The 24,326-nt window shown below is 57.5% G+C and carries 22 protein-coding genes; 9 read left to right on the top strand and 13 right to left on the bottom strand.

Features of this window, described 5'->3' with window-relative positions:
- Positions 1 to 613: 613 nt before the first annotated feature.
- From AM218_RS08605 to AM218_RS08565, 9 genes are all read right to left on the bottom strand, one after another.
- Complete coding sequence (locus tag AM218_RS08605; RefSeq protein ID WP_157547588.1) at positions 614 to 1,813, bottom strand: glycosyl hydrolase; 1,200 nt, start codon at positions 1,811 to 1,813, stop codon at positions 614 to 616.
- 17 nt (positions 1,814 to 1,830) lie between these two features.
- The gene (locus AM218_RS08600) at positions 1,831 to 2,712 is read right to left on the bottom strand and encodes an O-fucosyltransferase family protein (RefSeq protein WP_197273933.1); all 882 of its coding nucleotides are present in this window, start codon (positions 2,710 to 2,712) and stop codon (positions 1,831 to 1,833) included.
- A gap of 76 nt (positions 2,713 to 2,788) precedes the next feature.
- A complete protein-coding gene (locus AM218_RS08595) occupies positions 2,789 to 3,640 on the bottom strand; it encodes a glycosyltransferase family 2 protein (RefSeq protein WP_054413496.1) in 852 nt (283 codons plus the stop codon).
- 68 nt (positions 3,641 to 3,708) lie between these two features.
- On the bottom strand, positions 3,709 to 4,731 hold the full coding sequence (locus AM218_RS08590) for a glycosyltransferase family 2 protein (RefSeq protein ID WP_054413495.1): 1,023 nt from the start codon (positions 4,729 to 4,731) through the stop codon (positions 3,709 to 3,711).
- Positions 4,697 to 5,998, bottom strand: coding sequence for an O-antigen ligase family protein (locus tag AM218_RS08585; RefSeq protein ID WP_054413494.1), 1,302 nt, complete (start codon positions 5,996 to 5,998; stop codon positions 4,697 to 4,699). Before AM218_RS08585 ends, AM218_RS08590 begins: the two co-directional genes overlap by 35 nt.
- A gap of 11 nt (positions 5,999 to 6,009) precedes the next feature.
- Positions 6,010 to 7,248 (bottom strand): glycosyltransferase family 4 protein, encoded by a 1,239-nt coding sequence (locus AM218_RS08580; RefSeq protein ID WP_054413493.1) that lies wholly within the window; start codon positions 7,246 to 7,248, stop codon positions 6,010 to 6,012.
- 48 nt (positions 7,249 to 7,296) lie between these two features.
- Positions 7,297 to 8,868: a lipopolysaccharide biosynthesis protein gene (locus AM218_RS08575; RefSeq protein ID WP_054413492.1), complete on the bottom strand. Its 1,572-nt coding sequence runs from the start codon at positions 8,866 to 8,868 to the stop codon at positions 7,297 to 7,299.
- Between the two features lie 47 nt (positions 8,869 to 8,915).
- The gene (locus AM218_RS08570) at positions 8,916 to 11,303 is read right to left on the bottom strand and encodes a GumC family protein (protein WP_071843738.1); all 2,388 of its coding nucleotides are present in this window, start codon (positions 11,301 to 11,303) and stop codon (positions 8,916 to 8,918) included.
- A 48-nt stretch (positions 11,304 to 11,351) separates the two neighbouring features.
- Positions 11,352 to 12,137 (bottom strand): polysaccharide biosynthesis/export family protein, encoded by a 786-nt coding sequence (locus AM218_RS08565; RefSeq protein ID WP_054413490.1) that lies wholly within the window; start codon positions 12,135 to 12,137, stop codon positions 11,352 to 11,354.
- 283 nt (positions 12,138 to 12,420) lie between these two features.
- On the opposite strand from AM218_RS08565, the gene AM218_RS08560 reads away from it, so the two are divergent.
- The 4 genes from AM218_RS08560 to AM218_RS08545 all read left to right on the top strand — a co-directional run bounded on the left by AM218_RS08560 (position 12,421) and on the right by AM218_RS08545 (position 17,132).
- Entirely contained in the window at positions 12,421 to 13,098 is a 678-nt protein-coding gene (locus tag AM218_RS08560) for a response regulator (RefSeq protein WP_054413489.1), read from the top strand.
- A gap of 85 nt (positions 13,099 to 13,183) precedes the next feature.
- Positions 13,184 to 14,584: a sensor histidine kinase gene (locus AM218_RS08555; RefSeq protein WP_054413488.1), complete on the top strand. Its 1,401-nt coding sequence runs from the start codon at positions 13,184 to 13,186 to the stop codon at positions 14,582 to 14,584.
- Between the two features lie 122 nt (positions 14,585 to 14,706).
- Positions 14,707 to 16,311 carry a SulP family inorganic anion transporter gene (locus AM218_RS08550; RefSeq protein ID WP_082318141.1) on the top strand — a complete coding sequence of 535 codons (1,605 nt, stop codon included), beginning with the start codon at positions 14,707 to 14,709 and terminating at the stop codon, positions 16,309 to 16,311.
- A gap of 56 nt (positions 16,312 to 16,367) precedes the next feature.
- A complete protein-coding gene (locus AM218_RS08545; protein ID WP_316937412.1) occupies positions 16,368 to 17,132 on the top strand; it encodes a carbonic anhydrase in 765 nt (254 codons plus the stop codon).
- A gap of 79 nt (positions 17,133 to 17,211) precedes the next feature.
- Here the strand turns inward: AM218_RS08545 and AM218_RS08540 are convergent, their stop codons facing one another.
- From AM218_RS08540 to AM218_RS08530, 3 genes are all read right to left on the bottom strand, one after another.
- Positions 17,212 to 18,183 carry a hypothetical protein gene (locus AM218_RS08540; RefSeq protein ID WP_157547587.1) on the bottom strand — a complete coding sequence of 324 codons (972 nt, stop codon included), beginning with the start codon at positions 18,181 to 18,183 and terminating at the stop codon, positions 17,212 to 17,214.
- A 35-nt stretch (positions 18,184 to 18,218) separates the two neighbouring features.
- Complete coding sequence (locus AM218_RS08535) at positions 18,219 to 19,097, bottom strand: hypothetical protein (protein WP_157547586.1); 879 nt, start codon at positions 19,095 to 19,097, stop codon at positions 18,219 to 18,221.
- 697 nt (positions 19,098 to 19,794) lie between these two features.
- Entirely contained in the window at positions 19,795 to 20,349 is a 555-nt protein-coding gene (locus tag AM218_RS08530; protein ID WP_071843736.1) for an RNA polymerase sigma factor, read from the bottom strand.
- A 190-nt stretch (positions 20,350 to 20,539) separates the two neighbouring features.
- Here AM218_RS08530 and AM218_RS08525 point away from each other — a divergent pair, with 190 nt between their 5' ends.
- The 5 genes from AM218_RS08525 to AM218_RS08505 all read left to right on the top strand — a co-directional run bounded on the left by AM218_RS08525 (position 20,540) and on the right by AM218_RS08505 (position 23,612).
- On the top strand, positions 20,540 to 21,343 hold the full coding sequence (locus tag AM218_RS08525; protein WP_054413484.1) for a PhzF family phenazine biosynthesis protein: 804 nt from the start codon (positions 20,540 to 20,542) through the stop codon (positions 21,341 to 21,343).
- A 6-nt stretch (positions 21,344 to 21,349) separates the two neighbouring features.
- The gene (locus AM218_RS08520) at positions 21,350 to 21,739 is read left to right on the top strand and encodes a DoxX-like family protein (RefSeq protein WP_054413483.1); all 390 of its coding nucleotides are present in this window, start codon (positions 21,350 to 21,352) and stop codon (positions 21,737 to 21,739) included.
- 1 nt (position 21,740) lies between these two features.
- Complete coding sequence (locus AM218_RS08515) at positions 21,741 to 22,481, top strand: DUF2071 domain-containing protein (RefSeq protein WP_054413482.1); 741 nt, start codon at positions 21,741 to 21,743, stop codon at positions 22,479 to 22,481.
- A gap of 188 nt (positions 22,482 to 22,669) precedes the next feature.
- Positions 22,670 to 23,215: a class I SAM-dependent methyltransferase gene (locus AM218_RS08510; protein ID WP_231717465.1), complete on the top strand. Its 546-nt coding sequence runs from the start codon at positions 22,670 to 22,672 to the stop codon at positions 23,213 to 23,215.
- Between the two features lies 1 nt (position 23,216).
- Positions 23,217 to 23,612 carry a hypothetical protein gene (locus AM218_RS08505; RefSeq protein WP_054413480.1) on the top strand — a complete coding sequence of 132 codons (396 nt, stop codon included), beginning with the start codon at positions 23,217 to 23,219 and terminating at the stop codon, positions 23,610 to 23,612.
- A 41-nt stretch (positions 23,613 to 23,653) separates the two neighbouring features.
- On the opposite strand, the gene ruvC is transcribed toward AM218_RS08505, so the two are convergent.
- On the bottom strand, positions 23,654 to 24,289 hold the full coding sequence (gene ruvC, locus AM218_RS08500; protein WP_054413479.1) for a crossover junction endodeoxyribonuclease RuvC: 636 nt from the start codon (positions 24,287 to 24,289) through the stop codon (positions 23,654 to 23,656).
- Positions 24,290 to 24,326 lie beyond the last annotated feature (37 nt).

The following is a 24,326-nucleotide window of genomic DNA, read 5'->3' as shown; positions in this document are numbered from 1 at the left end:
TTGTAAAAAATGAAAAACAGGGAAATGAATGACTGCTAAACCCGCTTATATTTCAATTGGGCTTATAAGTCTAGATCATTTTTGTGCAATTGATAGTCAGCGGCAGGCACTGGCCAAAACAACCTGATGTTCGTTTCTGTTCTCGCCTGGTGGTGCGCAAGCCCCAGGCTCCTGGTGGCCGTTCTTCTGCGCAGAAGAACGGAGTAGTAAACTAAAAAAGTTGTTAATTACCTGTTGAAGCAGGTTTTCAGCAGCACGATTCAACTCTCTCCGACAGCATACTTCTTGAAGCATCTGTCTCCTCGCTTCTCACTCCGGTGCAATTCAAATCCCCCTTTCAGCGAACTATGCACCGATTTTGAAAAAGCAGATCAGATGTGAGCTTGTAAAAGTCATATATCTGATACCGTGATTCATTACAAATGTACAAAAGATAAAATGCCTCGATAGCCTACGCCAAAATTATGTATATAGTACTAAAGTAAGATGGAATAGAAAATAGATATCGTAATCTGCTTATATAAGCCGTAATGTGATTTTTTGAGTTAACTGATTTGCTGCCAGGGGTATAAAAAAATCTTCCCTGAGGAAGATTTTTTACATTTTTACGCAATCAGCGCCGGGCCAGCACGTTGGCCGGCTGGAGTGGCCGGGTCAGGTTAGCCCCCACTTTTACCTGGTGGCGTCGCAGCTTGCGTTTCCACAGGCGCCATTCCAGCTGCTCGGTACGGAGGGTAATGGGGTTGGGAAGATGCTGCTGGCTAGTGCAGCTGGCGCAGGCATGGCGATGCTCATCCTGCCGGCCGGGCATGGGGGCGCTATAATTCTGGTTGTTGTAACCTACCACGTTATGGTCTATGCTGTGCCGGTTGAAAACCGAGGAGTCCATATTGTAATGATTAAAGATAGCCAGCCCGGCAAACGTAGAAGGCAGGTAGCGGCCATCGGGTAGCCGGGCGCTGTGCACCACGCGGTTCCGGAAGTAGCGGATATCGTGGCCGGCTGCAATGCTCATGCCCGCGTTGCAGGTGTTTATCACCTGGTTGCCGTAGGCCTGCACATAAGCGGTAGTAGTTTCGGCGGTAGTACCGTGGCCATCCATCATAATGCCAGAGCCGGAATACTCCTTGCTGGTGGCCGGGTAAGGATAAGCCCCCTGAATGTAGTTGTTATGCACCCGAATAGGCTTTTCCGGGGTACCAGAGGAGTTAAAGAAATTGATGTTGTCTTCCACCAGGGAGCTGTCGGGTTCATTAATCACCTGGTTCCAGGCTATTTCGATGCCGGGTACGTGCCACACCTTATCCAGGCTCAGCCAGCTGGCGCGGGTGCGCCCCCCGTTCCAGTAACGGCCATCAATGTTGCGGGAGCGGTTATAGCGCACGGTCAGGGTTTCTTCCGGGGTGCCTTCGCCGCCCCAGCGTAGCACGTAAATGCCTGTGGTCTGCTCCATAGTGCAATGCTCAATGCGCAGCATACGGGCGCCTTCGGCCACCAGAAAATGGCCCCGGGCGGTTTCTGGAATTTGGGTCAACATGCCCTTCCCATAGCAGTTTTCCACCGTAAGCCAGGCGCCGGGCGCGGCTTCAATCAAATGGCCGCTGCCTTTCAGGTAGCTATTGCGCAACAGCACCGGCTCGCGGGTAAGAATCCGCACGCAGGGCCGGCTGGCATCGGTACTGATAAAGGTGCCGCTGTACGTGCCGCCCTGGCGTATTACCAGCGGGCCGTTCGGGCCCTCGGATAAAAAGGCCTGGGAGGACTGAATAGTGAGGCAGGCACCCGTGAGCACTGTAGCCAGAAGGCGGAGCATAAACATCGGGAGAAGGTTTAGGTATCCAGAAAAACCTCAAATTCAGATAGTGCTACCGGTTGTTGGGCATTTTGCAGATGCAGCAGGGGCACCTGGCCATAGAAGGATGCCCAGAGTGAGTAAGAGCTGGGCGGGCCCATAATATAGTCGCAGCCGGCCAGGGCGTAGAGGTCTTCCACGAAGTGCCCGGTGGGGCGGTGCACCGCTAACCCGGCAAAATCAGCGGGGTCTACTTCCTCATTGGAACAGAGCAGGAAGGCCACCCGCTGGCGAGGTGGCAACTGGTCGCGCAGCTGGCGCATGGCGCGGGCGTAGGTAGCATTGGTATAGTAGAAGGCACCCCCGGCAAAGTGGGCGTAGTCGCCGCGGCGCAGGTGCACGCCCACCACCACATCGGCCGTCTGGCGCACCTGCTCCAGCAGGGCGGCCACGGCGTGGCGGTGGGGCGCTATGGGGGCAAACAGCTGCCGCAGACGGGGGGCCTGCCGTACAAAGTGGCGCTTATCCCGGAACAGCCAGCCGTGGGCCAGCACAATGCTGCTGCTGCGCGCCTGTGCCAGGTATTCCGGCTGGTTCAGATCGAAGCAGGTATTCCCCTCATCGGCGGAATGCACCAGCGTGAGACGGCTGGAAGGCACCAGCCGCGCCGCGCTGCTTAGCAGGCGGAATGCCCTGGGGTGCTGCAGCAGGCCAAATACTTTATCGAGCTGCGCCCGTTGCCTGCCAAACGGATGCAGGGAAACCGGCAGGCCGCCAAACTCCCCGCTGGCCGTAGCTTCAAAGAAAGGCGCGTACGTCCCAAAGCTGGGGTTGCACAACTCGTAGCCGTACTCCGCCGCATTGCTGATAAAATGGGCGAACAGAAACAGGCGGTTGCCTAACTGTCCGGTACGTTTCACGAGAATAACCATAGTACGGGAAATCAATAGCGCTGCTACCAGTAGAATCTGATAAGTAGGGAATTAACTTAAAGACTCAGGCCAGCTTATGGGGCAGAAAATACCCGCCCAGCCGCCGCACGTAGCCAATCAGCAGGAACAGAGGCAGCAAAAGGAGCGGGCAGTTTTTGCAGGCGAAGTAGGTGAAATTGCGCAGGTTGCCGCCCCCGCGAATGCTAAACAAATGCTGATAGTAGCCCCGCATACTGCGCTGGCGGCGGGTTTGCTGCTGGCCGCTTTCCTCGGGGTAGGTCAGCAGGTGCGCATCGTAGTTCATATACACCGGAAAGCCGCGCCGGCGGGCTACACTGGTATAGTCGTAATCGGCGAGGTAGTGTGGCAGGCGGCGCTCATCAAAGAGCCCGATGGTACGCAGTACGTCCGCCGGAATCAGCAGACCCCGGCCCGGCAGGTAAGTTACCGGGTGCAGGCCCTGGCGCTCATCGGCGGGGAGCTGCTGCAGCAGGAAGGCGCTGCGGTGCGTGAGCCAGCTGAACTGCTCACCCCCATAAATGGGCTGCCGGGTGGTGGCATCCAGCTCCAGCGCGCCCAGCACCGCGTGAGGCTGCCGCCGGGCCCAGAGCAACATTTTCTCCAGGAAAGTAGGGGTTACCACCACGTCGTTGTTCAGGGTGAGGACGTGGGTTGCGCCGTGGGCCAGGGCCTGCCGGATGCCCATATTCACGGCGGCCGTCCAGAATAGCTCCCCGGTGCCGCGCAGCATTTCCACCTCCGGAAACTCCCGCGCCAGCGCCCCGGCCGTGCCATCCGTAGAGCCATCATCTACCACAATCACGCGGAAGCTCTGCGTGGTTTGCTGCCGCAGCGAGGTTAAGCAAGCCTGCGTAAACGCCCAGCGGTTGAATACCGGAATAATAACGTAGAGCATGGGACAGGGAGAAGCTACGATGGAAGAGAAAGAGGCGGAAAGTGGGGCAGTGCAACCTGGCGAAGCGCCTAAGTGGCGGGTACGGAGTAGCTGGTTGCCGGCAACGCATCAGAAGAGGCCCGCCGCCGGAGTCGCCACTTTTCCGGCCACCTGAGCAGCCGGGTGAAGCGGGCCAGAACCCGGCCCGCCAGAAACTGCCGGAACTGGCGCTCGTCGCGGGCATAGTCGCAGAGGACGGGGGTGGGGTGCCGCAACGGGAAGCAGAGCCGGTAGCGCGTGTGCCCGGCCACATGGTGGGTGGCACTGACGGTATGCGTGGCATCGGGCCCGGAGCCAATGTTCTGCACCAGGTTCACCGCCGGAATAATGGCCAGGCCGGAGTTGGCCGCTACCGTAAAGTGCCACTGATAATCCCAGGTATGGGGTGGGTAGGCTTCCCGGCGCATAGCTTCAAACTTCTGCAGCCAGTAATACCGCTGCAGGACCGAGGGGTACATGCTGCTGAGCAGCCCGCGCCGGCGCAGTTCGGGCAGTTGAGCGTACTCAAAGTCATACAGCTGCCAGGCACGCCGCCACGTAGCCCAGCCCCAGGAATGTACCTGGCTGGAAAAGGAGTAGGAATCGGCGGGAGCGGAATGCGGCTGAGCATCCTGGAATAGGTTATTGCCGCCAATATGCATCACCCGCGTATCGTGGCGGTAGCGGGCCAGCAGCTCCTGGCAGAATGGGAAAAAGTCGGGCCCGGCCACGCAGTCGTCTTCCAGAATAATGCCTTCGCGCTCCTGCTCAAAAAACCAGTTGATGCCCCTGGACACCCCCCGGCTGCACCCCAGATTGGCAGGTTGAAATAAAGTATGCAGCTGGCAGGGCCAGTCCAGACCCTCCGTTACCACGGCGCGGGTGTGCGCGCACAGCTCCGCCTCGTGGGGGCGGCTGGGGCGGGGGCCGTCGGCGGCCACGTACAGGCGGGCCGGCCGGGCCGCCCGAATGGCCTCGAAGGACCGGCGGGTTAGCTCGGGGCGGTTAAAGATGACGAACAGAACGGCCGGCCCCCGATCAGCTGTGGAGCAGGACAGAGGGAATGGAGCCATGAGCTAGCTGTGGTTGGCGGGAAACAGTACGAGTAGGAGCGGGCGCGGGCGCCGGAACAGTGTCGGCTACGGTTGCGGCGGCCAGCGCCAGACCCAGCAGCCCCAGGTAGTAATCGGGCCAGTTATAGGATACCCCGTAAATCAGGCCGCCGCAGGCATAAGTCACCAGCGTAACGGCCTCCAGGGTCATGGGTTCTGGTTGTCGCAGCCTTTTAATAACCAGGTAAATAGGCGGGCCCAATGCCAGCAGCAACCCCAACAGCCCGAAGTAGAAAAGGCGGTCTACATAGAAGCTGTGAAAGTGGTGGCCGGTGCCGTTGGCCCACACCTGCTCGCCGGTGTTGCTGTGGTAAAACTGCACCGGCAACTCAAAGCCTTCCAGCCGCATGCCCGCAATAGGATACTCTTGGATAAAGGGGATATAAGCTTCAAACTGATTCAGGCGAAAGCTGCCCGTGCCCTGCTTATCCGGGTTTTGAATGTCGGCTATGTTTTGCTCGAATTTCTTCTGTACGGCTTCGTTATTGAGCACAATAGCCAGGCCGCCCAGGGAAACTACCATTACTGGCAGCACCAGCATGGGCACCAGCCGCTTGAAAGTAGGCCGCACCGAAGTGGTGCGTTGCAGCATCAGCACATCTACAATCAGCAGCACGCCGGTGGTTACCCAAACCGTGCGGTGCTGCAAAAACACAATCAGACTTAGCGTACCAAAAAAGGCCACCAGGACAAGCAGCGAACCATTTTTGAAATAGGTATTCAGGAAATACAGGAGCGGCAGGATGAGCAGGAAAGCGGAGGCGGAAGAAACTCCTCTTTCCTGTTCCAGGAAGCCCTCCATGGTGAAGGTTTCCGGGTGATAAATAATCAGGTTCAGCAGGAGAATCAGCGGAATGGTGCCAATCAGCAGCTTAAGGCCGGGCAGGCCCTTGTGCTGGTAATAGGCATACATGCCAAAAACCAGGAGAAAATCGGTGAGCTTGCTGAACACGTGCAGGTACACAAACCACTGTCCCCAGCCTGCATAGGACTCCAGCGCCAGCAGGCTCAGGCTCAGCAGCGTGAGGCCCAGCCACCAGCGCATAGTGCCGGTGAGGTAGCGCAGATTGCGCACCGTCACCCACATGGTAATGCCCAGGATGGCGAAGGCATAAACTCTTAGAATGGGAGCCTGCTCCGAAGCGACAAAGAACTCGGTGTAGATTCTGCTCATGAACAGAACGCCAAACAGGTACAGGCCGCGGGGAATGCCAAATCTGATTTTCATGCGCGGAGAGGTCAGCTAATCGTGTGATAAATGTCTATCGTACGCCGTACAATGGTTTCTCTGTCGTGCCGGATGGTGGCTACCTGCCGGCTTTCCTGCCGCAGGGTATGGGCCAGCTCCGGGCTATGGTATAGCCGCAGCACCTGGTCCGCCAGGTTGCGCGGGGCCAGGTCGCTGAGTAAGCCGGTTGTATCAGGCTCAATCAGGTCTGGGACACCGCCCACGTTGGTTGCCACTACCGGCAGGCCCAGCAGCTGGGCTTCGCACACAGTGTTCGGGCTGTTATCGATGTAGGAGGGGTGCAGCAGGCAGAAGGACTGCCGCATGAGGTCCGCCAGCTGCCGGGCATTGCAGAATCCCACACACTCCACCTCATCGGCCGAAAACGGCGCTACCCCTAACTTGCGGGCCTCCTGATTGACTTCTTCTAAAGTCACCCGGCCCGCCATTACCAGCTTCAGCGGACTTTGCTGCCGAATCAGCGCATAGGCCGCTACTACTTCCTGAAAGCCTTTCATCAGCTGATTACCGCCCGTATACAGCACCTGCGGGCGCACATCAACAGCGGGGGCTGTTTCATAGAACTCCGGGCGCATCATTTCCCAATTATGGTGAATGCGGGCACCGAGGCTCAGCTTGGCCATCAGGGCTTTATCCCAGGCTGTGCGACAGATAAACTCGTGCACCGAGGGCAGATAGCGCCGCTCATAGAACTCGCCTATTTTCCAGGAAATGCCCAGCCTCGACCAGGTTTGGGGCAGGTAGCGCAGGTACTCTGTTATCACGCCCTGCACCGAGAGCACCACAGGCCGCTCCAGCCCGGGCACTACCGCCGGCAGCTGCCATTCCGAGCCATGCAGGTGCAGCACATCATACGCCTGATGATGCCGGCGCAGGTATTTCCTCGCCGAATGCACCCGTTGGGTATAAAGCGTGAGCAAGTCCTGCCGGAAGGAAGGGGCCCTCAGGTAAATAAAGTTAATGCCGTCCTTATCAAATTCATCCATCGGCTTATTAAGTCCAGGATGCCAATCGAGAATGGTAAGCTCTATTTCCGGCAGCTCCCGCAGGCCGGCGGCCAATGCGGCTACCCACGGGGCCGGGTGCCCCATGCCTGCATTGGGGTAGGGGTACTGCGCCATCCATAGCACCTTCAGCCGGGGACGGCGCACCGGTTTTTCCGGCCCGGTCACCCGGCTGGGCTGAGCGGCGGCAACCGACGAAGAATAGGAAGTAGCAGACGCAGACATAAGGATAAAAGCAGACAGCAGGGTGGCTTAAGGAAATACCAGCCAGGGTTAAGCCGGTAGCGAGGAGGGAAGTAGCTGACGATGAAGCCAGGTGAGAACCGGCCCCACCACGGGCACCGTGCGGGTGTTCAGGTGGCCCAGTAGATTGGCTACCTCCGCCTGTAGGGTGGGCAGCGGAAGCAACAGAATCAGGCAGGGCAGGGTGATGGCGCCGGTAATCAGCTCGGCGGCAAAAACCAGGGGCAGAGGCGCCATGGCAACTCGCAGCGCGCTGGCCACCATGGCTATGGTGGCAGCTACTCCGGCGCCCAGCAGCAGGGGCGGTACATAGCAGCGCGCCAGGGTGGTGAGCTCCACCGCCAGTACCCGGCGCATCAAAATCAGATAGAAACCCGTGCGCAGCACCTCGCCCAGCAGCACCGCAAGTGCAATGCCTACCAGCCCAAAACCACGCAGCAGTACAAACAGCGCCAGTAAGGAAGCGGCATGCGTGAGTGTAAGCGCCAACTTGCGGCTCAGGTTGGCGGTAGCATCGCACACCGTTACGGCAAACATATTCATGGTGCTCAGGCTGTACAGCAGGCATATCACCCGGAAAATGGGCACGGCGTCCATCCATTGCGGGCCCAGCATCACGCGAACCAGCTCGGGAGCCGCCACGGCGGCGCCCAGGCAGAGCGGCATAATCAGTACGCCCGTGAGGCCCACGCTGCGCAGGTAGGCACCGCGCAGGCGGGGCCGGTCGTCCTGCACCTGGCTGAAGGAGGGCAGGGCCACGCGGGTAACGCTGGCCGTGAGGGTATAGGCTGGCAGGGCAATAAGCATGGCGGCACGGCTGTAGAGGCCCAGCGCCGCCCCGCCCCACAGGCGGCTGATGGCCATTTTATCCAGCTCGCCGGTCATGTATTCACAAAAGCTAGCTATCGATGACCAGCCGCCATACCGCACCAGGGGGCGGTATACCTGCCAGCTAAACAAGGGCTTAATGGAATGCCGGGTAACGGCGTAGCCCAAAATCAGCAGCAACAGGCTTTGGCTTAGCTGTGTGCCCACCAAACTCCAGGCCCCGTAGCCCAGCCACGCCATGGTAATACCCACACCCCCGTAGCTCAGCACAAAGGTGCTGACCTCCATAATGGCTAGCGTACGGAAGCGCATCTGGCGGCGCAGCAAACTCACGGAGGTGGCATAAATGCCCATCAGCACCAGGCCCACCGACATGGCATGGATAATGGGCACCACACCCGGCTGTGAGAAAGCGCGCCCACCCACAGGAGCCAGCAACCAGAGCAAGCCGGCAAAAAACAAGCCCAGCCCCACCGCCGAGGTAAAAGCAGCCCGGACATCGGCGGTGGTCAGGGTGGCTTTCTGGATAAGAGCCTGCTCCATCCCCATTTGGGCAAAGTAGCCCCCAAACCGCATGAAAATAGCCGCCAGCGCCACCAGACCAAAATCGGCGGGGGTAAGCAGTCGGGCCATTACGGCAGTGTAACCTACCTGTAGCACGGAGGTGGCCAGCGTTGCCATGGTCGTCCACTTCATGCCCTGTATGGCCGCTCCCGTCAGGCTGCCGGGGGCCGCGGTGGCGGGAGGTGGCGTGGTGGTGAGCTGGGTTGACATAGGGCAGGGAGAGAAGCGAGGGAGAGGTACCCTGAGTCTGGGCTTAGTTAGTGCGAATACCCGTAGCTATAGGCTTTGGTGCGGTGCCGGTACTCGTAGGTTTTGGCGAAGTGCACGTCATTGATAATCAGGAACACGTTTTTGATTTTCTGCTCCAAGTGCAGGTCGTTTATCTGGCTGAGCAGGGAGAGGTCGGTGTAGTTCTGGCGCACCACGTAAATGTTGGCGTCCAGGAAGCGCATCAGCACAAAATACTCCGCCACGTAGCCTACCGGCGGGGTGTCCAGCACAATGTAGTCGTACTCGGCGCGGAGGCGCTCCAGCAGCTCGGCCATGCGCGGGGTTTCCAGCAGCTGGGTAGCATTGGGCGGGATAATGCCGCAGGTCATCACATCCAGCAGTTCTACACCGGAAGGCCGCACGCTGTCTTCAAAGCTGGTCAAGCCGCTGAGGTAAGTAGCTAGGCCCTTATCGGAGGGCGGCATGGCGAAATAGGTGGCCATGGTAGGCTGGCGCAGGTCGGTTTCCACCAGTATTACGCGGCGGCCGGAGTGGGCCAGCTCGGCGGCCAGGTTTACGGCGCAGAAGCTCTTGCCCTCCCCGGGCACGGAGGAGGTAACCCCAATCAGCTTTTTCTCCAGCCCGCCCGAGAGGTACTGCAGGTTCACCCGAATGGAGCGGAAAGATTCGGCCACCAGGCCTTTGGGCTCATGCACCATCTGCTGCTTATCGGCCTTGGAAGCATGCGCCACCACGCCCAGCAGGGGAATGTCTGTTACGCGGGCCAGGTCTTCCTTGCTCTGAATGCGCCGGTTTACTTTCTGCGTCACCAGCAGAATACCAATGGGCACTATCAGGCCGGAAAGCAGGGCAATGAGCCCCACAAACATGGGCTTGGGCGAGGAGGGCCCGTTGCCTTGCATGAGGGCATGGTCTACAATTTTCTTATCGGTGGAGTTGGTAGCCAGGGCAATGGCGGCTTCCGTGCGCTTTTCCAGCAGGAAGTTGTAGTTCTTGTCGTTGAAGTCAGACTTGCTTTGCAGCATGGCCAGGCGCCGCTCGTCTTCGGGCAGGCGGTTCAGGTCGCCGCGCACCTGGTTTACCTGACTTTCCAGGTCGTTGAGGCCAATATCACTGGTTCGCAGCAGGTTAGACAGGGTCTGGTTCAGGGCTTCGCGGGTCGATTTAATTCTTTCATCCAGCACCGTTACCATGGGGTTGTCGGCGCTGGCATTTACACCCAGCGCCGCTTTCTGCGAGCTGAGCTCGGCCAGCTGCAGCACCATCTGGTTCAGCACGGGGTCAGAGATACCCATGCTGGCCGGCGACACGACTTGGTTAAGGCTGCGGTTGCTGCGGAGGTAGCTGAGCATGTTCTGGTAATACTTGCGCTGGGTAGCCACGCGGGAGCGTTCCAGCTGCAGATTGGTGAGCTGCGACACGCGGTTAGAGGATTGCGCATCCACGTTTACCACGCCGCGGGAGGTGCGGAAGGCGCTCAGGTCCTGGGAGGCCTGCTGCCGTAAGGCCGCCATCTTGGCAATTTCACCATCCAGAAAATCCAGGGTGCGCTGGCCCACGCGGTTTTTGTCCTGCACTTCATCGGCCAGCATCACACTCATCAGCGTATCCAGAAACTGTTGCTGCTGCTTCGGGACTGGGCCGGACGCCATCAGCTGAATAATGTGCGATTCATGGTCGATGGCCCGCGCTGAAAGGCCCTGTAGCTGGTTTACCACCACACTCATCATGTCCTGCAGCTTCACAAAGTATTGCCCCTTCTCACCGCCTTCTACCACCTGATTGGGGTCGATGCGTACGGAAAGCAGCGGGTGCTTCAGCTCGTGACCGGCACTCACCGTTTCATTGATATGAACATTGGCAACGCGGCGCAGAACAGCGCCCGTTTGCAGGTTCTTCAGCTCTCCTTTGTCTGCATCGGCCCGTACCTGGTAGCGCCCATCAGGCAGGATATCTATCCGAATGGGCACATCCACCAGCTGGGGTGTATTAGGTAAAGGCGTTATCCGAAAGGGCGACGACTCCATGGCCAGTTCCCGTTTTTTCAGGGGGAAGGCGGCATTGACCCACGTATCCGGCACCACAAAGTAGGAGGTGGTGAAATGGGGCAGGCGCTTCATGGTTTTCTGCACCATGGCCAGGGAGGTAATCATACCGATTTCATCCTCCATCTTCACGCTCTTGTCCCTTATTTCCAGCAGCTTCAGCAGTTCCTGAGCCTGCTTGGAGCCGCTGGTCTGCGAGCCGAGCATCATGGTGGACTTGAAGTCGTATATCGGCGTTTTCACCTGCAGGTATAGGAAAGCCCCTATGAAGGCTACCAGCAAACACCCCACTACCAGGGGCCACCGGGTGCGTATCCGAAATAATAGCTGATGGAGGTCAATTCCGTCGGAAGCAGCTTGTGGGTCCATGGGCAATAGTGATAAAGAAGTGGGGGTGATGGGAGGACTTCACTAATATCAAAGGTTCACATTCAGATAGTTAAGCAGCAGGGCTAAAGTGGTGATGCCCGAGAAAACCAGACCCAGATTGGCCAGGTTGGCGCGTTCGTTCTGCACCTTCAGCGGCTCCACGTACAGCGCATCGTTGGGGAGCATATAGTAGTACCGCGACTTGAGCAGATTAGGGTCCGTGAGGTTCAGCAGCACTACTTCTGAGCCCGCGGGCGTCTGGCGGATCAGCTTCACGTTCTTGCGGTTGGCCAGGCGGTTCAGGTCGCCGGCCATGCCGAGGGCTTCCAGCACCGTGGCCTGCCCGTTATAGATGTAGTAGCGCCCGGGGCTCCGCACGTCACCCAAAATGGTAACCTTGAAGCTGGAGATTTTAACCAGCACGTTGGCATCCTTCACATAGCGGCTTACTTCCTTCTGAACCAGGTTTTGCACCTCCGCCAGCGTAAGCCCCGTTACTTTCAGCGGCCCAATGGTGGGTAGGTGAATAAACCCCTGCGCATCAACGGAATAGCCTGTCAGATACATGTTGCCGGGGTCGGCGCTTAGAAAGGCGTTGACGTTGGTAGGATTAAAGATGGAACTGAGCACCGCCTGCGTGCTTTGCACCTGGATGGACATAATATCATTAGCCTGCACCTTATAGGTAGGCGGGGTATTATCTACCATCACCGGGGTGGAGGTGGAGTACTGCGAGTCCTGCAGGTAAGGAAGCTCCTTCTGGCTCACACAACTGGAGAAAATCACACTCATCAACAACACAAAATACCGGATAGAAGGTGGGAAACAGCGCATGACGACGGTGGCAGACAAGTGAAAAAGATCAGGACAGGCACTCCGGGAAAAATGGAGGAGAAGACTATTTTGTTAGAAGTTGTTAAAAAACCACTGATAGAATAATTCTTTAAACCTATAGGATTTGATTCATAAAGTCAAGATGTATTTAAATTATTCTTACAAAAAATTGTATTGAATTAGGTCGATATAGCGCTTTAGGGAATAGCTACACTGAGCGGCCAGCGCCACGGTAGATGTACTGCAACTAAACCCCGTATTTTGGGCCCCCTAACCCTGTTGTATGAAGATTCTGCTGGTAGAAGACGAGCCCAAAGTGGCAGCCTTTCTGTATAAAGGTCTCAGTGAGCAAACGCATACCGTAGATGTAGCCATGGATGGGCTGCAGGGCCTGCATAAGGCCTTTGAGGGGCAGTACGACCTGATTATTCTGGACCAGATGCTGCCCGGCCTGAACGGGCTGGATGTCTGCCGGCGCATCCGGGCCGAGAATACCCGCGTGCCCATTCTCATGCTCACGGCTCTGGGCGAAACCGATGATAAAATCCGGGGCCTGGATGCCGGCGCCGATGACTACCTGGTAAAGCCCTTTGCTTTTCAGGAGCTGCTGGCGCGCATTAGGGCCCTCACGCGGCGCGGGCACGAGGGCCCGGCGGCCGAAGCCGTGCTGCGGCTGGCCGACTTAACCCTGGACTCCACGCGCAAAATCGTGACCCGGGGCGGGCAGCTGATTCAGCTCACGGCCCGGGAGTTTGCCCTGCTGCATTTTCTGCTGCGCAACCAGGGCCGCGTGGTGTCCCGCGTTGATATTCTGGAGCAGGTCTGGGAAACGTCTTTCGATACCGGTTCCAATGTTATTGATGTCTACATCAACTTTCTGCGCAAGAAGATTGATAAGGACTTTTCCCCCAAGCTCATTCACACCTTGGTGGGTATGGGCTATGTGTTGAAGGAAGATTAATGAGTTGCCGGTTGTTAGTTCTTCATGAAGAGTTTTCAATGCCAGGAAAACCTATTACAAGCCAACAACCGGCCCCTACTGACCTATGACCATCCGCACTCGTCTGGCGCTACAGTTCGGCGTTATTCTGGCCATTACACTGCTGTTGTTTTCAGTGGTGATTTACTTTTTCACGTTCCGGGCCCGGCGCGAGGCCTTCACTGATAACCTCTTTGATCGGGCCCTGGTGGTAGGGCACGTGTATGCTGATGGCGCCAACCGGGCCGATGAAGCCAGCCGGGCCTCCTACCGCCGCTACCTGCGGCAGTTCTACCGCACCCTGCCCGAGGAGCAGGTGCGCGTGTATGATGGCCCGCGCGTGGTGTTTCGGGAAGGTGCCGGTCAGTACCAGCCGGTGGCGCCCGCGCTCCTGGCGCAGGTGCTCACCCAAGGCCGCGTAGTGCGCCGCGAAGGCGGGTACCGCCAAACCGTAGGCCTGCGCTACCACGATGCCCGCCAGCAGCGCACATTTGTGGTGCTGGCCTCCTCCGTAGATGCCGATAGCCGACATGAACTGGAAACCCTGCGGGTGATTCTGCTCAGCGGGCTGCTTGTTTCGTTGGTGGGAGTGGGCATTGGCGGGTGGTTTTTTGCCGGGCAGGCCCTGCGCCCCATGCAGCGCATTGTGCAGGAAGTAGATAGTATTACAGCTTCCGACCTGCACCAGCGGCTTTCCATGGCTGATGGGCAGGATGAAGTTTCGCACCTGGCCCAGCGCTTCAACCGCCTCCTCGACCGCCTGGAAACGGCCTTTGCCGGCCAGCGTACCTTCGTGCGCGATGCCTCCCATGAGCTGCGCACTCCGCTTACGGCCATTATTGGCGAGCTGGAAGTGGCCCTGCTGCAGCAGGAGCGCACTCCCGAGGAGTACCGCCGCGTGCTGCGCAGCCTTCTGGATGCCGCTCGCCTGCTGAAAGACCTCACCAATGGCCTGCTGCAGATAGCCCGTGCTTCCGACGACCCCTCCCAGATTTCCCGCACCCAGGTGCGATTTGACGAGCTCTTGCTGCTGGCCCACGAGGAAATGCAGCGCCGCCACCCCACCTGCCGCATTGATCTGGAGTTTGGCGAATCTCAGCCGGATGGCCGCACCGGACCGTATTCTGTGTTTGGCAACGAGGCCCTGCTGCTGGTGGCCGTGCTGAACGTGCTGGAAAATGCCTGCAAGTTTTCAGTGGGCCATAACCAGCCCATTGTGGCCTCGCTCACGGCCCCGCCCGGCCACGTATGCCTGGAAGTGCGCGACCAGGGCATGGGCATGAGTGAAACCGACCGCCAGCAGGTGTTTGTGCCTTTCTTCCGGGCCGAGGCCGTGCGCAATGTGCCGGGCCACGGCATCGGCCTGCCGCTCACCTCCAAAATCATGGAGCTGCATGGCGGGCGCATTCAGGTAGAAAGTCAGCTGGGGCGGGGCACGCAGGTGTGGCTGATATTGCCTTTTGCATAAGCCCGGGGTGTTTTAATCGTAATTTAATTCCCTTTTAACACCGCCTTAACTATGCGGCCTTACTCTTGTGTTCATATTCGGGTCATCCGGCCCGTTTCCCATGTTCTCCAGAGTAGAATGCTATGAGTCAAACGGCTGAAAAAGTAGACACTAATACCACCGCCGCCAGTCCGCTACCGGGAGGCTACCTAAGCACACTGGCTAACGATGCGCCGGCCGGGCTGGTGGTATTTCTGGTGGCCCTGCCCCTGTGTCTGGGTATTTCGCTTGCCTCCGGCGCTCCGCTGCTGGCCGGCATCATTACCGGTATAGTAGGGGGTACGCTGGTATCCTGGCTGAGCGGCTCGCAGCTGAGCGTGAGCGGCCCGGCGGCCGGCCTCACCGTTATTGTGCTTACGGCCATTCAAACGCTGGGCTCCTTTGAGGCCCTGCTGGCGGCTACCGTGGTGGCCGGTATTCTGCAGGTAATACTGGGCTTCGTGAAAGCCGGTATTATTGGCATGTACTTCCCTTCGTCGGTTATCCGGGGCATGCTGGCCGCCATTGGCCTTATTCTGATTCTGAAGCAGATACCCCACTTTCTGGGGGCCGATACCGACTATTTCGAGGATAACAACTTCTTCCAGCTGGACGGCCAAAATACGTTTTCCGCCATTGGGGATGCTCTGAAAGCACTGAGCCCGGGCGCCATCCTGATTGGCAGCGTGTCTATGCTGGTGCTGCTGGCCTGGGATAGCAAAGCCATGCAGCGACTGAAGCTGGTGAAAATGGTGCCGGCCGCGCTGCTGGTAGTAGCCGGCTCTATTGGCCTGAACCTGCTGCTGGGTTCCATTGCTCCCACGCTGCAGGTGCAGCCGGAGCACATGGTAAAACTGCCCGTGGTATCCTCCCTCGGCGACCTGAGTGGCCTGCTCACCTTCCCCGACTGGAGCGCCTTTCTGCGCCCGGCTACCTACGGCGTGGCCTTCACCATTGCCATGGTAGCTTCCCTGGAAACCCTGCTGAGCGTAGAGGCCGTGGATAAACTGGACCCCCACAAGCGCCACACTCCCCAGAACCGCGAGCTGAAAGCGCAGGGCGTAGGAAACATGGTAGCTGCCCTGCTGGGTGGCCTGCCCATGACTGCCGTTATCGTGCGCAGTTCGGCCAACATCAATGCTGGCGCCCAAACCAAAATGTCGGCGTTTATCCACGGCTTGTTCCTGTTGCTGAGTGTGCTGCTGCTGGCCCCGGTGCTCAATCTGATTCCCTTATCGGCGCTGGCGGCTGTTTTGCTGTTGGTGGGCTTTAAGCTGACCAAGCCCGCCCTCTACCGTATGCAGTGGAAGCTGGGCTGGGAGCAGTTCCTGCCGTTCATTATCACTATTCTGGCCATTCTGTTCAGTGATTTGCTGAAAGGCATCAGCATTGGGCTGGTAGTAGCCGTGTTCTTCATCCTGAAAGCCAACTATCAGTCGGCGTACTTTTTCCACCACGAGCCTTCCCGCGAGCCGGGCACGTTTCACCTGAAACTGAGTGAGCACGTATCCTTTTTAAATAAGGCCAGCATCGTGCAGCTGCTGGACCGCTTCAAGCCCGGGTCCCGCGTTATCATCGATGGCTCTGACTCTGAGGTGATTGACTACGACGTGCTGGAAGCCATTGAGAACTTCCGCGTAAATGCCCTGGAGCGGGATATTGACCTAGAACTGCGCCAGATTCCGCAGGTAACTCCGGTAGGCCACTAAAACATTTCCCCTTATCCGGGATTTCATCAACACATTCCGACCACTATTATTGCATCATGAAAGGTATCGAGCCAATTCTGGAAAACAACCGCAAGTGGGTGGACGCAAAGCGCCAATCCGATCCGCAATACTTTGAAAGACTGGCCGACGGGCAGCAGCCCCGCTACCTGTTCATTGGCTGCTCCGATTCGCGGGTGCCGGCCTCGGCCATCACCGGCACCGGCCCAGGCGAGATGTTCGTGCACCGCAACATTGCCAACATGGTGGTGCACACCGATTTAAACCTGCTTTCTGTGCTGCAGTACGCCGTAGAGGTGCTGGGCGTGCAGGATATTATGGTGGTGGGCCACTATGGCTGCGGGGGCGTGGCCGCCGCCGCTTCCGACAAGCAGTACGGCCTCATCGATAACTGGCTTACCAACATCCGCGACGTTATCCGGGTACACGAAACCGAGTTCCTACGCATTAAGGACGAAGACGAGCGTCTGCGCCGCCTGGTAGAGCTAAACGTTGTGGAGCAGGTGCGCAACCTGGCCAAAACCAGCATCATCCAGAATGCCCTGAAAGGCGACAACCCGCCCCGCCTGCACGGCCTGGTGTACGACATCCGCGAAGGCCTGCTCAAAGACCTGCAGGTAGACGATAATATGATCAAGGACCTGGACCATATCTACGGCACCAAGTCGGCTGACCAGGTACAAGAGGAAAAGCAGAGCACGGAACCGCATGCTCCCGTGGCTGAAAAAGGTGCCGAGCAACCTGCCGCTAAAAACGGCAAGGCAAAGGCTGAACAGGAAGCCACGCTGCATAAAGTTTTGTAGCTCGCCTGACCACACTATAGTAAAAGGCCCGCTTCCGGATTTCCGGAAGCGGGCCTTTCGCTTTATTGGTATGCCGAATTTACTTTAGTAGCTTAAGTGAGTCTACTAAAGCCTCCGGGGTTATTTCCAGGATATTGGGAGTGAGGTACTTTTTGCCATCTACAATGGTATTGGTGCGTCCAAAGTACATCTTGCTATTCAGTGTACGGATTACAACCACACTAACCGCAGTACCTAAGGGAATACCCGGTGTTTGCAAAGTCCCTGGCTCTGAGGAGTCACATAACCGCAATACGCTATTCCTGTCCCGGATCAGAGCAAAGGCCATAGTGTTTTTAGCCACGTCAACGGGGTCACCGGGGATGTTAGCTACAATGGTGTCCTTAGGTGCCTCAGGGAGAAATTTATCAATGTTGATCCAAGTAGCACCCGTATTGAGCAAGGTGCTGCTGATGGTTACTTTGGCTTGAGGCAAAGCTTGCCCCGTTACAGCTAAGGCTGAACCCGTATCCAGCACTAGATCCCAGTTGAAGCAACCTACCGTGGGGTTAGATGCACCGGAAAATAGACGCATGCCATTCATACTAGTGACACTTGGAGGGATGGTAGTTGTCATTTCAATGGTCTTGCCATCGGCCCACTTTACTTTTTCCTGGGGAGACAAATACAGCTCACCTGCCGACTCCAGAATGCGCCCGTTGCTGATAGTAGGCATGGCGGCCAGCACCATATCGGCTTTATTAAATACCTCCCGCATTTCCAGATGCACCGGGGTGGTAATAGGTTGCCCATTTTCATTCACGAAAGCATTAGCCGGAATAAGAATCGCAGTGCCTTGGGTACTAGTAAAGGTGTTTTCCTGAGCAGGATCATAGGTAAACAACTGCATGGGCGGGCCCAGCTTCGTTGGTATTTCCTGAATGGTAGCCGGCGTACCTAGCACAGGAGGTGTACCATCCTCGCAGATGACGACATCTGGGCTAAGCTCACAGCCAGAAAGGGAAAAAACGAGTATGTGGAGGGCGGAAAGCCACTTGAGGGTGCGCTGCATGGGAAGGATAATATATAGAGGAGAGAAATGTTCAATTATTTCTTGCGGGGTGCTAGGTCCCACATCACACCTACTTCTACCCCGAGATTCCAGGGGTGGCGAGCAGTTTTATTTTGGGCTGGGTCAGTAATAGAGTTCAGGAAATACTGAGCCTGCGGGCGGAGAGTAAACCATTGGCCCACCGCCATTTGGTAATTGGCAAAGGCCCCTGCCGTTAGCAGGATGTTGGTGACACGGTAAGGGGATGCTACCCCTGGCTCCCAGTCGCGCTGAGTGCAGGCACAGGCGCTGCCTTCCGTGGTGCGGGAACTACTCCGTAGGCTAACTGTAGCGCCACCCATGGTGCCAATGTTCCAGCGGTGGTTGCCCAGGAGCTGGTATTGCACCTGCACGGGTACCGCAAAATACCGGTGCACATCACGGAAGGATACTGTCTTAGCTGCGTCCTGCGCAGTTTTCTTTAGCTGGTAATTCAAGGAGGTAGCAAATTCTGCATAACCGGCCCCGGCCATCACCGACAGACGCTTGTTGAGGGCGTAAGTCATTCCTAAATGGCCTGAATAGCTTACTCCTGGCTTTTCCAGACTCTGCAGCTGCGTGGTAATGCCGCCCAGTTTACGATAAGAAATACCTGTACCAGCTACCAACTCTACGCCCATTTTTTGAAGCGTGCGGTTAATGCGCGTACGTTTGGTGCGCGGACGACGCTTCTTATTTACCTCCGGCTCCTCTGCCTCTAGCTCTGGGGGCAGCACCCGGCGCATAGCCAAAGCCTCATACGTCAGCTTTTCGGGCTTGCCTGCCTGGCCCCGACGACGAGTTTTTGAAGCAGAAGCGACCTGCCCGTTGGCAGCAAATTGCTCCCCCACAGATTCAGTATCAGCTCCTGCCAACCGGCTGCCTGAGCGGCGCATGGAAGCCGGGCGGCGGGGTTTGCTTGCCGCCGTTAGGGCCGATGATGAATTAGCGCCTGCGCCGTTATCCGTAAAGCGGTTGGCGCCTCGGTTTGCACCTCTCCGATTGCCAACTATAGCCGTCAACGCACCCGGGAAGATTTTGGAGCGGCGGGTGCGTGATGCTGGCTTTTGAGCGCCTTTTGGTGAAATATTCTCCTCTGCGGGCTGGTTTTTTGTGCGTCGCTCGGGCACAGGCAAAAGGGTGGGCCGTGCTGCCCTGCCGGAACCAAGGGTACTGATGGATGCGCTGGTAGGTGCACCATCCAAAGCGGTTCCCGCTAAGCTGCCGCCGGGATGCTCTTCCGCTTGGCCTGCAGCCTGAGATGCTGCTGCTGAACCCAGTGCGGCCTTCCCGCCTTCAGCGGGCGCACCCGGGGCCGCCCCGGAGCGGGAGGCGTTGTGCGCTACGACGCCTTTACCTTCTGCCGAATCCTGCCAGGGCAGGTGCTGCCGGAGCGGAGAGGAGGGACCCAGGGCCAGATAAATGATGTAGTTGCTGCACAGTAATAAGAGAAGCAGCAAAGGCCAAAGCCGCCGCTTACGGGGAGCAGCGGGCATCTTTTCCTGAATTCCGGACCAAACGGACTCCGGAACGGCACTGCCAAAGCCTTCCAGCTTTTGGCGCAGGTCGTTATAAAATTGTTCCGATTCGTGCTCAGTCATTGTAGTTAGAAGAGGAGGTTGAAACAAGCAGCCGCTCCTCTAGCAGGCGGCGGGCTCGCGACAATTGGGATTTGCTGGTACCTTCCGAGATGCCCAGTAACTCACTGATTTCTGCGTGACTATAGCCTTCAATAGCATATAGATTCAGCACTGTGCGGTATCCCAGGGGTAATTGATGAATCATGCGCACTAAGTCCTCTGCCGAAAGCTGGTCAAAGGGAGTTCCGTCGGCATGTGCCAGCTCTGTTACTTCGGCGGCATCCAGCGGTACATGCTGTTGCCGGTTTTGCTGGTAGCTGTTTATGGCAGTAGTTACCGCAATGCGGCGGGCCCAGGCTTCAAATGGCCCTTGCCCACGGAATTGCTCCAAGCGGGTGAAGATCTTGACAAACGTTACCTGCAGAGCGTCCTCCGCCTCGGCCCGGGAAGAGCAGTAACGCATGCAAACGCCCATTAACTGATAACCCAGGCGCTCATACAACGCCCTTTGAGCAGCTGGCTGGTTCTTTCGGCAACCTTCTACCAGCGCATTTATTGATTCAGCCATAGGCGGGTAAATAGATCTAATAAGAATGTCGTACGCTAGCGTTCTACACCCATGACCAGCCGGCATACCAACCGGTTGCGTGGCCAAAAAATATATTTTAAAGCACCGGTTACTTTAGCCGGCCTGGCCGGTATAGTTTGTTTTCTGCCGAACTATCAGCTACTTCGCCAGCACAATCATTCCGCAAGCTATGCTACTTCCGCTGTATCAAATCGACGCTTTTGCAGATAAAATTTTCACCGGTAATCCGGCTGGCGTGTGCCCTCTTACCCAGTGGCTGCCCGATGTGCTGATGCAGGCCATTGCCGCCGAAAACAACGTGGCCGAAACGGCTTTCTTTGTGCCTCGCGCTGAGGGAAATGAGTTTGATATCCGGTGGTTTACGCCGGCTGTAGAGGTAGCGCTTTGCGGCCACGCCACGCTGGCCTCGGCCCACGTGCTGCTGCATCACCTGAACTTCAAGGGCGAGGAAATTATCTTCCACAGCAAAAGCGGCGCCCTGCATGTAACACGCGGCGAGCATAACCGCCTCACGCTGAATTTCCCCAGCAATCCGCCCCGGCCGCTGCCCGTGCACCCCGATGGCCTGATTGATGGCCTGCGCGCTACGCCCCTAAACATTCTGGCCAGCCCCAACGCCGACCTGATTGCCGTGTTCTCCACCGAAGCCGAGGTGCGCGCCCTCAAGCCCAATTTCCACCACCTAGGCAAAGTGGAATACCGCGGGGTGGTGGCCACCGCGCCCGGCACCGGTAGCGTCGATTTTGTGTCGCGCTTTTTCGGGCCGCGCGTGGGTATTGATGAAGACCCGGTTACCGGCTCGGCGCATACCCAGCTCATTCCCTACTGGGCCGAAAAACTCGGCAAAACCACCCTGCATGCCCGCCAGGTGTCTGCCCGCGGCGGCGACTTATGGTGCGAACTGCACGGCGACCGGGTCCTGATCAGCGGCCAGGCCCTGACGTATCTGAAGGGAGAAATTGAGGTAGGGTAGGGGCAGATGCATCTACCCGCTCTTCAACCAGTTCTTCGCTATGCTATTGCGGCGGTCTGGCTCGTCAACGGCCTGCTGTGCAAAGTGCTGTATCTGGTGCCCCGGCACGAGGCCATTGTAGCCCGCATTCTGGGGCCGGAGTATGCGGCCCCGCTTACGCGCCTTATTGGCTTCGCGGAAATCGGGATGGGTATTTGGGTGCTTAGCGGGCGCTGGCTGAAACTTAATGTGGCTGCCCAGATAGCCCTGGTCATCAGCATGAATGTGCTGGAGTTCTTGCTGGCTTCCGACTTACTTCTCTGGCAGCACCTAAACATTGTTTTTGCTGGTTTATTTGTGCTGCTCCTGTATTACTACGGGTGGGTACTTACCCCAACTCCTGAAGCGGTACCCTAGAATGGCAGCCTGGCTTGCAGACCACCCTTTCGCCGTGGAGGCGCTTCTGACGCGTACTACCGTGCTTACCTATGCGGTACCGGCTGCTGAGCTGCAGCACCTCATTCCCGAGTGCCTGACGCTGGATACGCTGGATGGTGCCTGGGGCTTCGTGGCCGTGGCGCTGGTACAAAGCCGGGACCTGCGCCTGCGTGGCCTGCCAGCCTGGCTGGGGCACAGCTTCTTTCTGATTGGCTACCGGGTATTTGTACGCTATACCACGCCGGCCGGCAAGCGCCTGCGCGGGCTGTATATCCTGAAATCAGAAACCGATAAACAGAAGATGCAGTGGCTGGGAAACCTGTTCACGAGTTATAGCTACAGTACCATTGATGTCCGGCATACCGCCACCGGGTCTGGTCTGACATTCCATTCAAAAAAGGCTGATTTGTCCATTGAGGTAAGCATGCTGCCCGAGGAGCCCACGCTTCCGGCCGGGTCGCCGTTTGCTGACTGGAAGCAGGCCCGCCGTTTTGCGGGGCCACTGCCGTTCACGTTTTCTTATCAGCCCCATAAGCAGCAAGTCACTATAGTAGAAGGTGTGCGGGAGGACTGGCATCCGCAACCGGTGCAGGTAAACCAGGCGCAGGTGGGGTTTATCCGACAGCTGGGAATGAGTGAAATCCACCTGGCCAGCGCCTTCACCATGACGGATATCCCTTACAGCTGGAAGAAAGGCCGTACTGAGCTATGGCGCGCTTAAGAAAACCCGGAGAAGGCGTCTGGAATATCATCCGATTCAACTGGCACTTCTATGCGTTAGCCGCGGGGCTAGTTCTGTTACTGGGAGTGGTTGCCGGCCAGCTCCCTAGTCCCTGGCGGCCCTATGCCTGGCTACTGCTATTTCTGGTAGCTTTTCCTACCATTATATCCTTACTGGTTTCCTACTATGTGTACGATTATTCGGCTCTGTACACGTTTGATTGGTTGAATACCCAGGCATTACCCGAGCCGGAGCGAGTGGTTAACATTCATGCCGGCTTCGATGAAATCAGCCCGCAGCTGCAGCAAAAGTTTACCACAGCCCAACTACGGGTACTGGACTTTTATGACCCGGCCAGGCATACGGAAGTATCCATTCAGCGGGCCCGGGCAGCTTGCCTCCCATATCCGGGCACGGAACGAGTTCAGCCCGAAACCCTGCCATTGCCCACGGGTAGTGTCGATTGGGTTATAGTGATGCTTTCCGCCCACGAAATCCGGCAGCAGACCCAGCGGATTGCCTTTCTGGAGGAAGCCCGGCGCAGCCTGCAGCCCCGGGGCCGACTGGTCATTGTGGAGCATCTGCGAGACCCGGCCAATTTTATGGCTTACACCATTGGCTTTCTGCACTTCTATTCCCGCGCCACTTGGCTCAGTGCCTTTCAGACGGCGGGCTTAACGCTGGAGCAGGAGCAGAAAATAACGCCGTTTATCTCGGCCTTTATCCTTCGCTAGAATGGAAATGCACCTTAAAATTATTGGGGCGTTACTTGTGCTGCTGTCCCTGGTCCACGCCGGCTTTCCGCGCTATTTCGACTGGTCGGGTGAGCTGAAACCACTTAGCCTGATTAACCGGCAAATGGTGTACGTGCACACCCTGTTTGTTGCGCTCGTGGTACTCCTGATGGGGCTCCTGTGCTTATTTTCTGCCTATGATTTGGTACATACCCGCTTAGGCCGCACAGTGGCCTTAGGGATGGGAATATTCTGGCTGGTGAGGCTCCTGGTGCAGTTCTTTGGCTACTCTGCAGAGCTATGGCGGGGCAAGCGTTTTGAAACAGCAGTGCACATCGGCTTTAGCTGCCTTTGGACGTATGTGGCAGCGGTACTTCTGTATGTCTGCTGGGTCTAAAAACTACCGCGTTAAATCAGCAATCAGAGACGCTGCCCGTGCTACGCCGCCGGCTTCTTCCGATTAGCCACCGCTTTTTTCCCTGCCACCGGCGCAGCCAGCTTACCGGGGTTATCGGCCAGAAACTTGCCCCAGCTTTTACCGCCGGCTTTCACATTGTTGCCTTTTTGGTAGTGGTGGCAGAGCGCTACGGCCAGCGCATCGGTGGCATCCAGAAACTTGGGAGCTTCTTCAATGGGCGGCAGCTTAAGCGTTTGGCGAAGCATGTGGGCCACTTGTTCTTTGGTGGCGTTGCCGGAGCCGGTTACGGACTGCTTTACCTTGGTAGGGGCGTACTCCACGTAGGGAATCTGACGGGAAAGGCAGGCGGCAATGGCCACGCCCTGCGCCCGGCCCAGCTTGAGCATACTCTGCACGTTTACACCAAAAAACGGCGCCTCAATAGCCAGCTCATCGGGCAGAAACTCCTCAATCAGCTCCGTCATCCGCTCGTAAATGCGCTTGAGCTTGAGGGCGTGGTTGGTGCCCAGCTTCTTCATGTCGATGACATCGTAGCGCAACACCGTCACGTGCTGCCCGCGCACCTCAATCACGGCGTAGCCCATAATCTGGGTGCCGGGGTCCACGCCCATGATAATTTTAGGCAGTAATTCAGTTGAGGCGAGAGGCAAAATCATAGCAGACCGGGGAAGAAGCACGACGGACGGGCGCTTT

The sequence above is a fragment of the Hymenobacter sp. DG25A genome, from assembly GCF_001280305.1.
Lineage (GTDB): Bacteria > Bacteroidota > Bacteroidia > Cytophagales > Hymenobacteraceae > Hymenobacter.
Note: the sequence above shows the minus strand (reverse complement) of the source record. Positions and strands in the feature narration are given on the sequence as shown.

Bases quoted from the DNA above. Each gene is read 5' to 3' on its own strand.
- AM218_RS08515 (WP_054413482.1), top strand. From the start codon at position 21,741: ATGGCAGCCTGGCTTGCAGACCACCCTTTCGCCGTGGAGGCGCTTCTG.
- ruvC (WP_054413479.1), bottom strand. From the start codon at position 24,289: ATGATTTTGCCTCTCGCCTCAACTGAATTACTGCCTAAAATTATCATG.
- AM218_RS08570 (WP_071843738.1), bottom strand. From the start codon at position 11,303: ATGGACCCACAAGCTGCTTCCGACGGAATTGACCTCCATCAGCTATTA.
- AM218_RS08590 (WP_054413495.1), bottom strand. From the start codon at position 4,731: ATGGCTCCATTCCCTCTGTCCTGCTCCACAGCTGATCGGGGGCCGGCC.
- AM218_RS08535 (WP_157547586.1), bottom strand. From the start codon at position 19,097: ATGCGCCGCTCAGGCAGCCGGTTGGCAGGAGCTGATACTGAATCTGTG.
- AM218_RS08605 (WP_157547588.1), bottom strand. From the start codon at position 1,813: ATGCTCCGCCTTCTGGCTACAGTGCTCACGGGTGCCTGCCTCACTATT.
- AM218_RS08550 (WP_082318141.1), top strand. From the start codon at position 14,707: ATGAGTCAAACGGCTGAAAAAGTAGACACTAATACCACCGCCGCCAGT.
- AM218_RS08580 (WP_054413493.1), bottom strand. From the start codon at position 7,248: ATGTCTGCGTCTGCTACTTCCTATTCTTCGTCGGTTGCCGCCGCTCAG.
- AM218_RS08560 (WP_054413489.1), top strand. From the start codon at position 12,421: ATGAAGATTCTGCTGGTAGAAGACGAGCCCAAAGTGGCAGCCTTTCTG.
- AM218_RS08595 (WP_054413496.1), bottom strand. From the start codon at position 3,640: ATGCTCTACGTTATTATTCCGGTATTCAACCGCTGGGCGTTTACGCAG.
- AM218_RS08585 (WP_054413494.1), bottom strand. From the start codon at position 5,998: ATGAAAATCAGATTTGGCATTCCCCGCGGCCTGTACCTGTTTGGCGTT.
- AM218_RS08575 (WP_054413492.1), bottom strand. From the start codon at position 8,868: ATGTCAACCCAGCTCACCACCACGCCACCTCCCGCCACCGCGGCCCCC.
- AM218_RS08520 (WP_054413483.1), top strand. From the start codon at position 21,350: ATGCATCTACCCGCTCTTCAACCAGTTCTTCGCTATGCTATTGCGGCG.
- AM218_RS08530 (WP_071843736.1), bottom strand. From the start codon at position 20,349: ATGGCTGAATCAATAAATGCGCTGGTAGAAGGTTGCCGAAAGAACCAG.
- AM218_RS08505 (WP_054413480.1), top strand. From the start codon at position 23,217: ATGGAAATGCACCTTAAAATTATTGGGGCGTTACTTGTGCTGCTGTCC.
- AM218_RS08525 (WP_054413484.1), top strand. From the start codon at position 20,540: ATGCTACTTCCGCTGTATCAAATCGACGCTTTTGCAGATAAAATTTTC.
- AM218_RS08545 (WP_316937412.1), top strand. From the start codon at position 16,368: ATGAAAGGTATCGAGCCAATTCTGGAAAACAACCGCAAGTGGGTGGAC.
- AM218_RS08555 (WP_054413488.1), top strand. From the start codon at position 13,184: ATGACCATCCGCACTCGTCTGGCGCTACAGTTCGGCGTTATTCTGGCC.
- AM218_RS08565 (WP_054413490.1), bottom strand. From the start codon at position 12,137: ATGCGCTGTTTCCCACCTTCTATCCGGTATTTTGTGTTGTTGATGAGT.
- AM218_RS08540 (WP_157547587.1), bottom strand. From the start codon at position 18,183: ATGCAGCGCACCCTCAAGTGGCTTTCCGCCCTCCACATACTCGTTTTT.